Origin of the sequence: Azorhizobium sp. AG788, from assembly GCF_004364705.1 — a bacterium.
GTDB classification, from domain to species: Bacteria; Pseudomonadota; Alphaproteobacteria; order Rhizobiales; family Xanthobacteraceae; genus Azorhizobium; species Azorhizobium caulinodans.
The window spans coordinates 473,557-487,522 of sequence record NZ_SOBM01000001.1 but is presented as its reverse complement, the minus strand read 5'-3'; the positions used below and the strand labels follow the sequence as shown (position 1 = coordinate 487,522).

The window sequence follows — 13,966 nt, the reverse complement described above, 5'->3', positions numbered from 1 at the left end:
GTTTCCGGACCGGATCTTGCCGCGCCTCTCAGCGGGCGCGTTTGGGTATCTGCGGCGGGGGGAGGCGTGGCAGATGCCGCTCGTCCCCCTCCCTATCCCTCCCCCGCAAGCGGGAGAGGGGACACGAGGCTCACAGTCGCGCCGTTGCGCAGACAATCGGTGATAAAGCCCTCCCCCCTTGCGGGGGAAGGGTTGGGAGGGGGGTAAAGCGGCCGGGGGCCGCAGAGCGCGCTTGGGCGGAGGGCGTCCTACCCAACTCCCTGCCCTCCCCCTCAACGGGGGAGGGTTCTCCCCTCATAACCCCAGCCGTTCCGCCAGCGGCCTCAGGCGCTCAGAGCACCCAGCCGCCGTCGATGATGTGGATCTGGCCCGTGGTGAAGGCGCTCTCGTCGCTGCCGAGATAGACGGCGAGCGCGGCGATCTCCTCCGGCTTGCCGAGCCGGCCCATGGGCTGGCGGCCGACGAAATCGGCCCGCACCTGCTCCAGCGAACGGCCGGTCTGGGCAGCCACCGCGGCGATGCGCTCGTCGAGGCTGGGCGACTGGATGGTGCCGGGGCAGATGGCGTTGGCGCGCACGCCCTTCAGGATGAAGTCCGCCGCCACCGCCTTGGTGAGGCCGATGATGGCCGCCTTGGTGGTGCCGTACACATAGCGGTTCGGCACGCCACGGATGGAGGAGGCCGCCGAGGCGATGTTCACGATGGAGCCGCCGCCCGCCTCCAGCATGCCCGGCAGGAAGGCCGAGATGGTGCGGTGGATGGAGGTGACGTTGAGATCGAAGGAGAAGTCCCAGTCCTTCTCGCTGGTCTCGAAGATCGTGCCCTGGTGCACATAGCCCGCATTGTTGGACAGGATGTGCACCGGGCCGATGTCCTTGGCGAGGGCGTTCACGGCATCGGTGCTGCGCACGTCGAGCGCGCGCACCTCGGCGCCCTTGAGGCCCTCCAGCTTGGCGACATCGAGATCGGTCGCGATCACCCGCGCGCCCTCGCGCACATAGGCCTCCGCGATGGCGCGGCCGATGCCTTGCCCGGCCGCCGTCACCAGCGCGATCTTGCCCTCCAAACGTCCCGTCATGGCGTTTCCTTCTCCAGTGTGTTCCGGATGTCTTCAAGACGGCTCTTCTGACGGCCGTCCGCATCGAAATTGCCGGGCGCAAGCCACGCCTCGAACGCCGCCTTGGCGCGCGGCCATTCGTGATCCAGCAGCGAGAACCAGGTGGTGTCCCGGTTGCGCCCCTTGATGACCATGTGCTGGCGGAACAGCCCCTCATAGGTGAAGCCGAGCCGCAGAGCGGCGCGGCGGGAGGGCGCATTCAGCGCGTTGCACTTCCACTCATAGCGCCGGTAGCCGAGATCCTCGAAGGCGTGGCGGGCCATGAGATACATGGCTTCCGTCGCCGCCCGGCTGCGCTGGAGCGCGGGCGTGAAGAGGATATTGCCAACCTCGATCACCCGATGCGCGGGCTCGATGCGCATGTAGGTGGCGTGCCCCACCGCTCTGCCGCTCGCCGGATCCACCAGCGCGAACATGAGCGGATCATCCTTCAGCGCCGCCTCCGCATAGGAGCGGCGGAAGGCGTCCAGATCGGCGAAGGGCGGGACGGAGAGAAAATCCCACAGCGCCTCCACCTCCGCGCTGCCATGGGAGGCGGCGAAGAGGTCGGCGGCGTGGAGGTCCACGTCGAAAGGACGGACGCAAACATGCCGTCCTTCCAGCGCCACGCGCGCCGGGCGGCGCGCGGGCCGACCGCTGACGGGCGCCCCCAGAACCTGATCCTCGGCGGCGGCTTCCCCAGTCATGGCAGGACCCTAGTGGTTGTCGCGCGGAACGCCCATCGTCTGCGCCACCCGCTGATACTTCACGGCCGGCTTCAGAACCATGCCCTCATCGAACTGGGCGACCATGGAGCGCTGGATCTCCTGCCAGGGGGTCTGGCTCTGCGGAATGGGGAAGCCGCCATTGGCCTCAAGGGCGGCCCGGCGCTGCGCCAGTTCCTCATCCGAAATCAGGATGTCCGCGGTGCCCTTCTCCAGGTCGATGCGCACCCGGTCGCCGGTCTTCAGCAGGGCGAGGCCGCCGCCCGCCGCCGCTTCCGGAGAGGCGTTGAGGATGGAGGGCGAACCGGACGTGCCCGATTGGCGGCCATCGCCGATGCAGGGCAGCGCATTGACCCCGCGCTTGATGAGGGCCGCCGGCGGCTGCATGTTCACCACCTCGGCACCGCCGGGATAACCGATGGGGCCGGTGCCGCGGATGAAGAGCAGCGTGTGCTCGTCGATGCCCAGCGCCGGATCATCGATGCGGTGGTGGTAGTCCTCCGGCCCCTCGAACACCACGGCCGGTCCCTCGAAGGCGTTGGGGTCCTTCGGATCGGAAAGGAAGCGGGCGCGGAACTCCTCGGAGATCACCGAGGTCTTCATGATGGCGTTCTCGAACAGATTGCCGCGCAGCACGATGAAGCCGGCGTCCGCCTTCATGGGCGCGTCATAGGCGCGGATCACGTCGCGATCCCAGGAGAACTTGCCGCGGCAGTTCTCGCCGATGCTGCGGCCGTTCACCGTGAGCGCGCCCTCATGGATCTGGCCAGCTTGGATCAGTTCGGCCACCACGGCGGGAATGCCGCCGGCGCGGTGGAATTCCTCGCCCAGATATTCGCCCGCCGGCTGAAGGTTCACGAGCAGCGGGATCTTGTGGCCCACCGCCTGCCAGTCATCGACCGTCAGCGACACGCCCACATGGCGGGCGATGGCATTGAGGTGGATGGGGGCGTTTGTGGAGCCGCCGATCGCCGAATTGACGCGGATGGCGTTCTCGAACGCTTCGCGGGTCAGGATATCGGAGGGCTTCAGATCCTCCCACACCATGTCCACGATGCGCTTGCCGGTCTCGTAGGAAATCTGGCCGCGCTCGCGATAGGGGGCGGGAATGGCCGCGCAGCCCGGCAGCGACATGCCCAGCGCCTCGGCCAGGCCGTTCATGGTGGAAGCCGTGCCCATGGTGTTGCAGTGGCCGACGGAGGGGGCGGAGGACGCCACGATCTCCATGAAGGTGTCGTAGTCGATCTCGCCCGCCGCATGCTGGGCACGGGCCTTCCACACCACGGTGCCGGAACCAGTGCGCTCGCCATTCCACCAGCCGTTCAGCATGGGGCCGCCGGAGAGCACGATGGACGGAATGTTCACGGTGGCCGCCGCCATGATGCAGGCGGGTGTCGTCTTGTCGCAGCCGGTGGTCAGCACCACGCCGTCGAGCGGATAGCCATAGAGCACCTCGACCAGGCCGAGATAGGCGAGGTTCCGGTCAAGCGCGGCGGTGGGCCGCTTGCCGGTCTCCTGGATGGGATGGACCGGAAATTCAAAGGGAATGCCACCCGCCGCCGCAATGCCCTCGCGCACGCGCTTGGCAAGGTCGAGGTGATGGCGGTTGCAGGGAGAGAGGTCCGAGCCGGTCTGGGCAATGCCGATGATCGGCTTGCCGGACTGGAGTTCCTCGCGGGTCAGGCCGAAGTTCAGATACCGCTCCAGATAGAGCGCGGTCATGCCCGGATTGTCCGGATTGTCGAACCAGAGCTGCGAGCGCAGCTTGCGGCCGTGATTTTCCGGCTGATCCCCTTGACCGACCATGGTTTTCTCCCAGGCGAAGCGCGTCTTGCGGCGGCATTTGAAACGATTTGATCGCCGCTTTATGCGCCTCGCGGGCCGCGAAATCAATCAGGCTGGAGAGGTTCCACGCTGCCCTTCTGTGCTGCGCTGCGGCAGCTCAGACCTCCGCCCATTGGCGCAGGAGGTTGTGATAGACGCCGGTGAGCTGGACCGCCGAGATGTGACCTGGATGGTCCTGGTTGAGACGCATGATGGCCATGTCCATGTCGAACAGCAGCGCCCGCTGGCCGGCATCCCGGATGAGGCTCTGCGTCCAGAAGAAGGAGGCCACCCGCGAGCCGCGCGTGATGGGCGTCACATGGTGCAGGGAGGTCGCGGGATAGACGATGGCATCGCCCGCCGGCAGCTTCACCTTGTGGGCCCCATAGGTGTCCTCCACCACCAGTTCGCCGCCCTCATACTCGTCCGGCTTGGAGAGGAAGAGCGTGGTGGAGACGTCGGTGCGCAGCGGCTCGCCGCTGTCGCGCACGAAGCGGATGGCATTGTCCACGTGCGAGCCGAAGGTCATGCCCGCATCATAGCGGTTGAACATGGGCGGCAGGATGCGCCGGGGCAGGACGGCGGAGGTGAACAGGGCCGAGCGCTGGAGGGCGGCGCGCACCATCTCGCCCAGCTCGCGCGCCTCGGCGCTGCCGTCGGGCAGCTGGAGGTTCTTCTTCACATGCACGGCCTGCGCGCCGGCGGTGGAGCGCCCGTCCACCCAGCCCGCCGCATCCATCACGGCGCGACAGCGGGCGACCTGCTCCGGGGTCAGCACCTTGGGAATATGGATCATCATCGGCAGGCACTCCGCGCAGGGCGCAACAAACGCAAAAGCCGCCGCGCCCGGAGAGAGGCGCGGCGGCGGAGACGGGAACCGGGATCAGAAGGTCGCCCGGGCGGTGAGGGTGCCGGTGCGGCCCGCAGCGGGGACGGCCTGACCGCCATAATACTGCGCGTAATACAGCTCGTCGGTCAGATTGTAGACGTTGAGCTGGACCTGGAAGTTCTTCGAGATCTGGTAGCTCGCCATGGCGTCGAAGGCCCAGTAGGAGGGCACATAGACGGTGTTCGTGGCATTGGCGAAGGTGTTGTCGTTGTAGGTGCCGCCGAAACCGACCAGGAGTTCCTTGGTGACGTTGTAGGACGTCCAGAAGGAGAAGGAGTTGGGCGGCGTGTTCGGCAGTTGCTTGCCCAGCGTCTGGAGGTTGGCCACGGTCGGAGCGGGACCGACGCTCATGATCTCCGAGTCGAGGTGGGTGAAGCTGGCGGTGATGTTCCAGTCCTTGGTGAGGTTGCCGGTGGCGCCGAGCGTATAGCCCTGCACCCGCTGCTCGCCGCCCAGCACGGTGGGCGGCAGGCCCGCGGCGGTGTCGGTCGCGACGCGGGTGTTGGTCTTCATGGTCTGGAAGATGGCGCCGGTCACGGTGAGCTGGTTGTTGAGCAGCATCGCCTTGAAGCCGGCCTCGGCGGTCGTGTTCGACTCCGGCGCCAGCGTCGCGGTACCGCTGTCAAGCACGCCATACTCCGACGAAGGGTTGGAGGAGGTGCCGTAGGTCACATAGAGGTTCAGCGGCTCGATGGGCGTGAAGATGGTGCCCACCTTGTAGTTGAACATGGTCTCCGAGTTCTGGAGCATCGTCTGCGTGCCAGAGATGCCGGTGTTGGCCGTGGTGATGGCGAAGGAATTGTAGTTGGTGCTGGCAGCATCGAGCCGGAAGCCGCCCATGATCTGCCAGTACTGGTTGATCTTGATCTGGTCGGCCGCATAGAAGCCCACGTCCGTCATGTCCGTGGTCACGGTGGAGGTCGGCAGATAGTTGGTGTAGCCGCCGAGGCCGAAGTTCGCGGACACGTCCACGGGATTGATGAGCGACACGCGGCAGGTCACCACCGTCTGATTGCAGAGGTTATAACGCTGCTGGTAGCGGCCTTCGCTGGTGACCTCGATGCCGGCGTTGAGCGTGTGCTCGAACTGCCCCCATTTGAACTTCGCCACCATGTCGGTGATGTTCGTGAACTGGGTATTGTCGGTTTCGGTCTGGAAGCGCTGCATGCCGATCGTCATGGCGCCGGTGGGGTAATAATACTGGGAGGCCGGCAGCGGCGAGGCGAAGGACACGTTGGCGGAAGTGCCGAGCGCGCGGGGCGCGGTCACGCGGGCCAGACGATCGTTCGCGGTGTAGCGGGTGCCGTTGGTGAGGGTCACATAGTCGTTGAGCTCATACTGGAGCTGCAGGGTGACCATGTTGGTGTCGGTGGTCACCTGGTCCTTGTAGGGACCGTTGGTGACGCCGTACCAGGTGTTGCGCGGCACATTGACCGGCGGGGTCGCCGCGCCATTGCCGAAATATCCGCCCTGCGGCTGGCCGAAGGTGCCGAGCGCGGTGCTCACCACGGGCGCCGGATAATAGGGCACGCCGTAATCGGGAACGCTCTCCTCGTGCTGGTAGTAATAGGACAGCGTCGCCGTCGTCTTGTCGTTCAGCTTGGCGGTGATGGACGGGGCCACGCCCCAGCGCGTGGCGTTGACGTTATCGCGGTCGGCGGTGTCGATGTCCTGCGCCATCAGGTTGATGCGCGCATAGATGTTGTCGTTATACTTGCCGTTGGCATCGAGCGTGGTGCGCCAACCCTGGCTGGTGTAGGCGGAAACGTCCGCATTCACGAAGGTGGCGTTCTTGGGCAGCTTGGACACCATGTTGATGGCGCCGCCCGTGGAACCGCGGCCGAAGGCGAAGGACGACGGGCCGAGGAACACGTCCACCTGCTCGATGTCGAACATGTCGCGCGTGTACCAGCCCGGATCGCGGATGCCGTCGCGATAGATGTCGCCGCGCGCCGAGAAGCCCCGGATGATGGGATTGTCGCCCTGCTGGCCGCCCTCGCCGGCGCTGAAGGTGATGCCCGAGACGTTGCGCAGGGCCTGTTCGAGCGTCACCGTGTTCTGCTCGCGCATCACCTCCTCGGTGATGACGTTGACCGTCTGCGGCATGTCGAAGATCGGCACCGGCAGGCGGGTGACGCCCGTGCTGTTCGACGAGAAGCTGGTGCCGTCGCCCTGCACCTGCACGGTGGGCAGGTCCACTTCCGTGCTCGGGGCTGCGGCCTGCTGGGCCAGCGCCGGGCCCGCCACCATCACGGACGCCATGCCGACGGTCAAATGCAGCGATCCCATGAGAGCCGCCCGGACACCCTCGGGCTGGCTGGATGCGCGAATACCTTCACCAGCAACATTGGCGGGCATGTCAATCATCTCCAGAAATGCGCGCAACACCGCACGTGAGCACGCAATGTCCAATCTGTATTTCTCCTCCATATTTCCAACGCTTGCCCTGCCGCAACGAAAAATGACACCGAAGCGCCACATTTGAGACATGCTAATCTGGCCATTATTTGTTTGTAATAAATAAAAACTGTAATGACTCTAAGAACGCTGCAATGCCAACATCCGCAGGCGCTTGCACGCCATCGGCGCGCTCTTGCCGGCGCGCCAAAAGGCTGCCATTCCGCGGGCACGCAACAGGACGGCAACATGGCGGAAACCGCAGGCGGGCGGAAAGATGGCGAAGGACGCGGCGGCATCGTGCTGCGGGACGTCTGGCTCGACCGGGGCGGCAGCCCGCTGTTCCGCAGCCTCTCGCTTGATCTGCCGGAGCGGCGCATCGGCCTCGTCGGCTCGAACGGCTCCGGCAAGAGCAGCCTGCTGCGTTTGCTGAACGGGCTGCTCGTGCCGGATCGCGGCCACCTGACCGTGGCCGGGCTCGATGCCGCCCGCGACCGCCGCGACCTGCCCACCCGCGTCGGCTTCGTCTTCCAGAATGTGGATCACCAGATCCTGTTTCCCACCGTGGGCGAGGAGATCGCCTTCGGTCTCGTGGAGCACGGCCTTGATCGCAAGGCCGCCCGCGCGGAGGCGGAGCGCCTGCTGGCGGCCCATGGCTGCGCCGGATGGGCGGGGCGGGCCGTGGACGCACTCTCCGAGGGCCAGAAGCAGCTCGTCTGCATCCTCGCGGCACTCGCCCCCGATCCGGCCATCCTCGTCATGGACGAGCCGCTCGCCAGCCTCGACCTCGCCAACCGGCGGGCGCTCCTCGCCCGGATCGAACGGCTGCCGCAGCAGGTCCTGATGGCGAGCCATGACCTCGACCTCATCGCCGGCTTCGACCGCATCCTCTGGCTGGAGGCCGGCGCGGTGAAGGCGGACGGTTCGCCCGATGCCGTGCTGCCGGCCTATCGCGCCCATGAGGAGACGCGGGCGCGGACGCTCGGGAACCTGTCATGATCTCCGGCTACCTGCCCGGCCGCTCGCCGCTGCACCGCCTGCCGGCAGGGTGGAAGCTCGCGGGGCTCGCCGGATTGAGCGTTCTGCTGCTTCCCGCCCAGAGCCCGCTGCTGCTGGGCACCGGCCTCGCCGCGGTGCTCTGCGCCTACGCCGCCCTCGGCCGTCCGGCCCTCGCGCGGCTCGGCCTGCTGCGGCCGCTGCTGCCCATCCTCGGGCTCATGCTGGTGCTGCAACTCTGGGCGCAGGACTGGTCGCCCGCCGGCCTTGTCTCCGGCCTCGTGATCGTGATGCGCATCCTGCTCATGGTGATGCTGGCAGATCTCGTGACCCTCTCGACCCCGCTTCAGGACATGATGGACGTTCTGGAGTGGCTCGCCAGCCCGTTGCGGCGGCTGGGGCTTGAGCCGCGCCGGCTGGCGCTGGCGGTGGCGCTGGTGCTGCGCTTCGTGCCGGTGCTCCTCGCCTCCTGGCAGGCCCGGACCGAGGCCTGGCGGGCCCGCAGCCCGCGCCGGCCGGGGCTCGCCCTCCTGCCGGGCTTCCTAACCCAGACCCTGCGCCTCGCAGACCGCGTGGCCGAGGCTCTTGATGCCCGCGGCTTTGCGCGGCATGACACGGGCCGATCCCGCGAGACGAGGACCAAATGAGCAAGGCCGCCCCCCTGGAGACCCGCGCGCTGGTGCGCATCGCCCTCTTCGCCGCGCTCATGGGCATGCTCGGGCTGGTGCCGCCCATCCACCTGCCCTTCATCGCGGGCGTGCCTATCACCGCCCAGTCGCTCGTGGTCATGATGGCCGGCCTCATCCTCGGCGGTCGGGACGGCGCGCTCGCCATCGCCCTGTTCCTGCTGGTGGTGGCGCTGGGCGCCCCGCTCCTGTCGGGCGGACGCGGAGGGCTCGGCGTCTTCTTCGGGCCGACGGCGGGCTTCCTCGCCGGCTACGTGGCCGGCGCCTTCGCCACCGGCTGGTTCGCCGCACGCCTGCCCGGCCCCCGGCCGCTGGCCGATTTCCTCGGCGCCGTGCTCGGCGGCATCGGGGTCGTCTATCTCATCGGCGTGCCAGCCTTCGCAGCCATCGCCCAGGTGCCGCTGGCCAAGGCGCTGGCCGGCAGCGCGGTCTTCATTCCGGGCGATCTCCTGAAAGCGGCGGTGGCGACGCTGGCCGCCCGCAGCCTTGCGCAGGCGGGCCTCGCCCGCCGTTAGGCATAGCGTCGCAATCGGGCGACGAATGGCAAGCGATGTGGCAGACTGGCCCCATGAGCCTGGAAGAGATCGCACCCGAGGCCACCCCGGCCGACACCTTGTCCGCCCGCATCGCCGCCGATCTCGGGCAGGCGCTGGCGGAAGCGCTGTCGGACCGCCTCGATGCGGTGGCCGAAGCGGTCGGCGAGGACGATCCCACCGAGATGGTCCATGACGTGCGCAAGGCGTTGAAGGATTATCGGGCCCTTCTGCGGCTCGTCCCCACGGCGGAGGCGAAGGCGGCGCGCACCGCCGCCTCGCAGATCGCACGAACCCTGTCCGCCGCCCGCGACCTCAAGGCGGCACAGGACGCCCTGGAGGCGCTGCGGGACGCCCGCCTCATCGGACGCGCAGAGGCCACGGCGGCAACCGGTCTTCTCGCCGCGGAGATCCCGCCGGATGCGGCTCTGCCGGAACGCGACACGGTCAGCGCGTTTCTGGAGACCGCCCGCGCAGCGCTTGCGGACGGCCTGGCCGCCGCAGCCCGTGAAGCCGACGTTCTCGCCGGCATCGCCAAGGGCTATCGCCAGGCCCGCAAGTCGCCCGACTGGAGCCTGCCGGTCGCCATCCATGAGCTGCGCAAGCGCGTGGTCATCCACCGCTATCAGATGAGCTTCATCGCCGCCTTCGCCGGAACAGGCGCGGGCCGGGCGCGCAAGGCCCAGCGCCTGCGTGACGTGCTGGGCCTGCATCAGGACATCGAGGCGCTGAAGCCGCGCCTTGCCTCCGCGCTCGGCACCGAGCACGAGGCGCTCATGTCCGACGTGGCAGGCGCCGCGCGCGAAATGCAGCGGCGGCTCATCAAGGAAGCCAAGGCACGGCATGCTGCCCTCTTCCAGCGCCCCGGACGGGCGTTTGCGGCCAGGCTGTCCGAGCGCATCGCCGCGCCGCGCTGAACGGCGCGCGGCAATAAGAGCCGGCTCGGTGCGAACTGGCGGAGCCTGCCGGCGTTTCAGGTGAGACGGCCACCAGAACGGGTGGCCATTGGTATGCGTCCATATTGTCGCATGGACAAAACGGACCATCCCGCACCGCACAACAAGCGCTTACTTATCCATTAGGCATGCTGGCCCGCGCGGAATTGCCATAAAGCACTCCGCGCTGACGCACTGGCCCTTTTCCTCCCGGGCGTCAGGACAACAGGGTGCCGGACAGTCTCGCCCAAGCATCGGCGAGCCGTCGCACATCGCTCCGCCCGAGCGCGTGCGGCCATATGGAGACGATCATGAGCGTGCGCTGCCCCCAGACGCCACGCGCCCTTGGCCATGCCTGGACGCATCCCCCACTCCGCCGCACCTGCGGCCTCGATGCGGGAGCCTCGCCATGTTCGGCCTGACTGCGCTCGAACTGGCGCGCATCCAGTTCGGATTCACCGTCTCGTTCCACATCATCTTCCCGGCCATCACCATCGGGCTTGCCAGCTATCTGGCGGTGCTGGAGGCCATGTGGCTGCTGCGCAAGGACGAGACTTACCGCGAGCTCTATTTCTTCTGGTCCAAGGTGTTCGCCGTGAACTTCGCCATGGGCGTCGTCTCCGGTCTCGTCATGGCCTATCAGTTCGGCACCAACTGGAGCTATTTCTCCAGCTTCGCCGGCGGCGTCACCGGCCCGCTCCTCGCCTATGAGGTACTCACCGCCTTCTTCCTGGAAGCCGGCTTTCTGGGCGTGATGCTGTTCGGCTGGAACAAGGTGGGGCCGGGGCTGCATTTCTTCGCCACCGTCATGGTGGCGGTGGGCACCCTCATCTCCGCAACCTGGATCCTCGCCTCCAATTCCTGGATGCAGACGCCGCAGGGCTTCGAGATCATCGACGGGCGCGTGGTGCCGGTGGACTGGCTGAAGGTCATCTTCAATCCCTCCTTCCCCTATCGCCTCGTGCATATGACGCTGGCCGCCTATCTCGCCACCGCTCTGTTCGTCGCAGCCTCGGGGGCGTGGCATCTCATGAAGGGTCACCGCACGCCCGCCATTCGCACCATGTTCTCCATGGCGCTCTGGATGCTGCTGTTTACCGCGCCGCTCCAGATCCTTGCGGGCGATCAGCACGGACTCAATACGCTGGAGCACCAGCCGGCCAAGATCGCTGCCATGGAAGGCCACTGGGAGCGCACGCCCGGCGAGGCGGTGCCGCTCATCCTGTTCGGCTGGCCGGACATGGCGGCGGAGACCACCCGCTGGGCGGTGGAGGTGCCTCATCTGGGCAGCCTCATCCTCACCCATAGCTGGGACGGGCAGATCCCCGCCCTCAAGGATTTTCCGCCCGAGGACCGGCCCAATTCGACGGTCATCTTCTGGACCTTCCGCATCATGGTGGGGCTCGGAATGCTGATGCTGGCGCTCGGAGCCCTCGGCCTGCTGCAGCGCCTGCGCGGGAAGCTCTATGACAGCGTTCTGCTCCAGCGCTTCGCCCTCGTCATGGGGCCGTCGGGCCTCATCGCCATCCTTGCCGGGTGGATCACCACGGAGATGGGCCGTCAGCCCTATGTGGTCTATGGCGTCATGCGCACGGCGGATGCGGTCTCCAACCATTCAGCGCTGGCGCTGAGCACCACGCTCGTGCTGTTCATCGTCATGTATTTCCTCGTCTTCGGCATCGGCGTCACCTACATGCTGAAGCTCGTGGGCAAGGGCCCGGGCCATGGCGGGCCGGCCGAACCGGAACGGGCCGATCCCGCGGCAGATACCGGGCGCAACCAGCGCCCGTCCCGCCCGCTCTCGGCCGCGCCCGGGGCTGTCCTCTCGATCGGCCATGGAGAGTGAGCCATGAGCATGGGCATCGATCTCCCCCTCATCTGGGCCGTCATCATCGGCTTCGGCCTCATGATGTATGTCATCATGGACGGCTTCGACCTCGGCATCGGCATCCTCTTCCCCTTCATCCGCGACCGGGACGACCGGGATGTGATGGTGAACACGGTCGCCCCCGTGTGGGACGGCAACGAAACCTGGCTGGTGCTCGGCGGCGCCGGGCTGCTCGCCGCCTTTCCGCTCGCCTATTCCGTGCTGCTGAGCGCGCTCTATCTACCGCTCATCTTCATGCTGGCGGGCCTCATCTGGCGCGGGGTGGCCTTCGAGTTCCGATTCAAGGCGGATGAAGGCCACCGTCCCTTCTGGGATCACGCCTTCGCCTGGGGCTCCATCGTCGCCACCTTCTGCCAGGGGCTGGCGCTTGGCGCCTTCATCAACGGCTTCCGGGTCGAGAACGGCGCCTATGCGGGCGGCGTGCTCGATTTCCTCTCGCCCTTCAGCGTCTTCACCGGCCTCGGCCTCGTGGTGGCCTATGCGCTGCTCGGCTGCACCTGGCTGATCCTGAAAACCGAAGGGCCGCTTCAGGCCCGCATGATCGCGCTGGCGCGGCCCATCACCTTCGCCCTGCTGGCCGTCATCGCCGGCGTTAGCCTGTGGACCCCGCTGGCCCATGAAGGCGTCGCCGCCCGCTGGTTCAGCCTGCCCAACCTCCTGTTCTTCCTGCCGGTGCCGCTTCTGGTGCTGGCGGCGGCCTATGGGATGATCAAGGCATTGGCGCGGGGCTCCCACGCCCTGCCCTTCCTGCTGGCGCTGGCCCTGTTGTTCCTCGGCTACAGTGGCCTTGCCATCAGCCTGTTCCCCAATATCATCCCGCCCGCCGTCTCCATCTGGGGCGCGGCTGCGCCGGTGCAGAGCCTCGGCTTCGCGCTGGTCGGAGCGCTGTTCATCATCCCCTTCATTCTGGGCTACACCGCCTGGTCCTATTATGTGTTCCGGGGCAAGGTGCGCGCAGGGGATGGCTACCATTGAGCAAGGATACAGCACCCTCGAACAGGACTGAGGGGAGATCTCGCGGCAACGTGTGGGTGCGCCGGCTGGGCTGGCTCATCCTCATCTGGTCCCTCAGCGTCGCGGCGCTGGGGGCGGCGGCGCTCCTGTTCCGCCTGCTCATGAAGAGCGCCGGCATGACGCCCTGATGTGGGGCCTAGCGCGCATCCGCGAGGATGGAGCGCGCGGCGCGTGCCAGGATGCCATCCGGCTGTGAGAGGCCCGCGAGGATGGTGAAATGGTCCGCGCCGGCCACCGGCACCAGCGGGCCAGGCGCATGGGCTCCGGCCCGCAAGGCGTGGAAGGTGCGCGCGTCATGGACCAGCGCCGGCACCTCCCGCGTGCCGTAGGCGATCGCAAGCGGCTTGTGGACCACCGGCAGCCGCAGAGGCGAGAGCGCCTTGATCTCCTCATCCGACAGACGCAGCGCCGCGTTGAGATAGGTGTCCCGCAGCGGCCCAAGCTCATAGATGCCCGAGATGGCGAGCCCCGCGCTCACCGCCGGATGGCCGAGATGGAACGCCGCCAGATGCCCGCCCGCCGACCAGCCGGAAATCACCAGCGGCCCGGCGATGCCATGGGCCGGGCCAGAGCCCTTCAGCCAGTCCAGCGCCGCGCCGATCTCAGCCACGATATCCGTCAGCCGCGCATCGGGTGCGAGGGTGTAGCCCGGCAGCGCCACAGACCAGCCGGCCGCCGCGAGGCCTTCCGCATAGGTGGCGAAGAGTTCGCGCGCATTGCGCTGCCAGTAGCCGCCGTGGATGAAGACGAGACAGGGCGCACCCGCATCCGCCGCCGGAAAGAGGTCCAGCTTCTGGCGCGGCGCGGGACCACAGGGCACGTCCAGATGCTCCGGCCGACGGGCGCGGAAGGCGGCGGAGGCGGCATCGCGCGCGGCCGCGATCTCGGCGCTGTTCGCCACCGCCTTGGTGTTGTTGTAGGCGTCATCCCGCGCCGCCTGCGAGAGCGTGCCCCAGATCTGCTGCGGTGCCGGCGTGCCCATC

General features: G+C 67.5%; 13 protein-coding genes. 7 read left to right on the top strand and 6 right to left on the bottom strand.

What is annotated here, in order from left to right:
- Positions 1–331: 331 nt before the first annotated feature.
- From DFO45_RS02240 to DFO45_RS02220, 5 genes are all read right to left on the bottom strand, one after another.
- The gene (locus tag DFO45_RS02240) at positions 332–1,078 is read right to left on the bottom strand and encodes an SDR family oxidoreductase (RefSeq protein ID WP_012172273.1); all 747 of its coding nucleotides are present in this window, start codon (positions 1,076–1,078) and stop codon (positions 332–334) included.
- Positions 1,075–1,803 (bottom strand): GNAT family protein, encoded by a 729-nt coding sequence (locus DFO45_RS02235; RefSeq protein WP_133863591.1) that lies wholly within the window; start codon positions 1,801–1,803, stop codon positions 1,075–1,077. The genes DFO45_RS02240 and DFO45_RS02235 overlap by 4 nt, the downstream gene beginning before the upstream one ends.
- 9 nt (positions 1,804–1,812) lie before the next feature.
- Entirely contained in the window at positions 1,813–3,627 is a 1,815-nt protein-coding gene (locus DFO45_RS02230; RefSeq protein ID WP_133863590.1) for an IlvD/Edd family dehydratase, read from the bottom strand.
- A gap of 136 nt (positions 3,628–3,763) precedes the next feature.
- On the bottom strand, positions 3,764–4,444 hold the full coding sequence (locus DFO45_RS02225) for a Fe2+-dependent dioxygenase (protein WP_133863589.1): 681 nt from the start codon (positions 4,442–4,444) through the stop codon (positions 3,764–3,766).
- An 84-nt stretch (positions 4,445–4,528) separates the two neighbouring features.
- Positions 4,529–6,892 (bottom strand): TonB-dependent siderophore receptor, encoded by a 2,364-nt coding sequence (locus tag DFO45_RS02220; protein WP_166657030.1) that lies wholly within the window; start codon positions 6,890–6,892, stop codon positions 4,529–4,531.
- 288 nt (positions 6,893–7,180) lie between these two features.
- Here DFO45_RS02220 and DFO45_RS02215 point away from each other — a divergent pair, with 288 nt between their 5' ends.
- From DFO45_RS02215 to DFO45_RS02185, 7 genes are all read left to right on the top strand, one after another.
- Positions 7,181–7,930 carry an ABC transporter ATP-binding protein gene (locus DFO45_RS02215; RefSeq protein ID WP_133863587.1) on the top strand — a complete coding sequence of 250 codons (750 nt, stop codon included), beginning with the start codon at positions 7,181–7,183 and terminating at the stop codon, positions 7,928–7,930.
- Positions 7,927–8,574 carry an energy-coupling factor transporter transmembrane component T gene (locus DFO45_RS02210; protein WP_133863586.1) on the top strand — a complete coding sequence of 216 codons (648 nt, stop codon included), beginning with the start codon at positions 7,927–7,929 and terminating at the stop codon, positions 8,572–8,574. The genes DFO45_RS02215 and DFO45_RS02210 overlap by 4 nt, the downstream gene beginning before the upstream one ends.
- 14 nt (positions 8,575–8,588) lie before the next feature.
- The gene (locus DFO45_RS02205) at positions 8,589–9,128 is read left to right on the top strand and encodes a biotin transporter BioY (RefSeq protein ID WP_133863842.1); all 540 of its coding nucleotides are present in this window, start codon (positions 8,589–8,591) and stop codon (positions 9,126–9,128) included.
- A gap of 53 nt (positions 9,129–9,181) precedes the next feature.
- Entirely contained in the window at positions 9,182–10,063 is an 882-nt protein-coding gene (locus DFO45_RS02200) for a CHAD domain-containing protein (RefSeq protein WP_166657029.1), read from the top strand.
- A gap of 427 nt (positions 10,064–10,490) precedes the next feature.
- On the top strand, positions 10,491–11,927 hold the full coding sequence (locus tag DFO45_RS02195; protein WP_133863584.1) for a cytochrome ubiquinol oxidase subunit I: 1,437 nt from the start codon (positions 10,491–10,493) through the stop codon (positions 11,925–11,927).
- Between the two features lie 9 nt (positions 11,928–11,936).
- Positions 11,937–12,944, top strand: coding sequence for a cytochrome d ubiquinol oxidase subunit II (cydB, locus tag DFO45_RS02190; RefSeq protein ID WP_133863841.1), 1,008 nt, complete (start codon positions 11,937–11,939; stop codon positions 12,942–12,944).
- A 50-nt stretch (positions 12,945–12,994) separates the two neighbouring features.
- Entirely contained in the window at positions 12,995–13,111 is a 117-nt protein-coding gene (locus DFO45_RS02185) for a DUF2474 family protein (RefSeq protein ID WP_244421743.1), read from the top strand.
- Positions 13,112–13,119: 8 nt separating this feature from the next.
- Here DFO45_RS02185 and DFO45_RS02180 read toward each other — a convergent pair whose 3' ends face one another.
- Complete coding sequence (locus DFO45_RS02180; RefSeq protein WP_133863583.1) at positions 13,120–13,965, bottom strand: alpha/beta hydrolase; 846 nt, start codon at positions 13,963–13,965, stop codon at positions 13,120–13,122.
- Position 13,966: the final 1 nt, after the last annotated feature.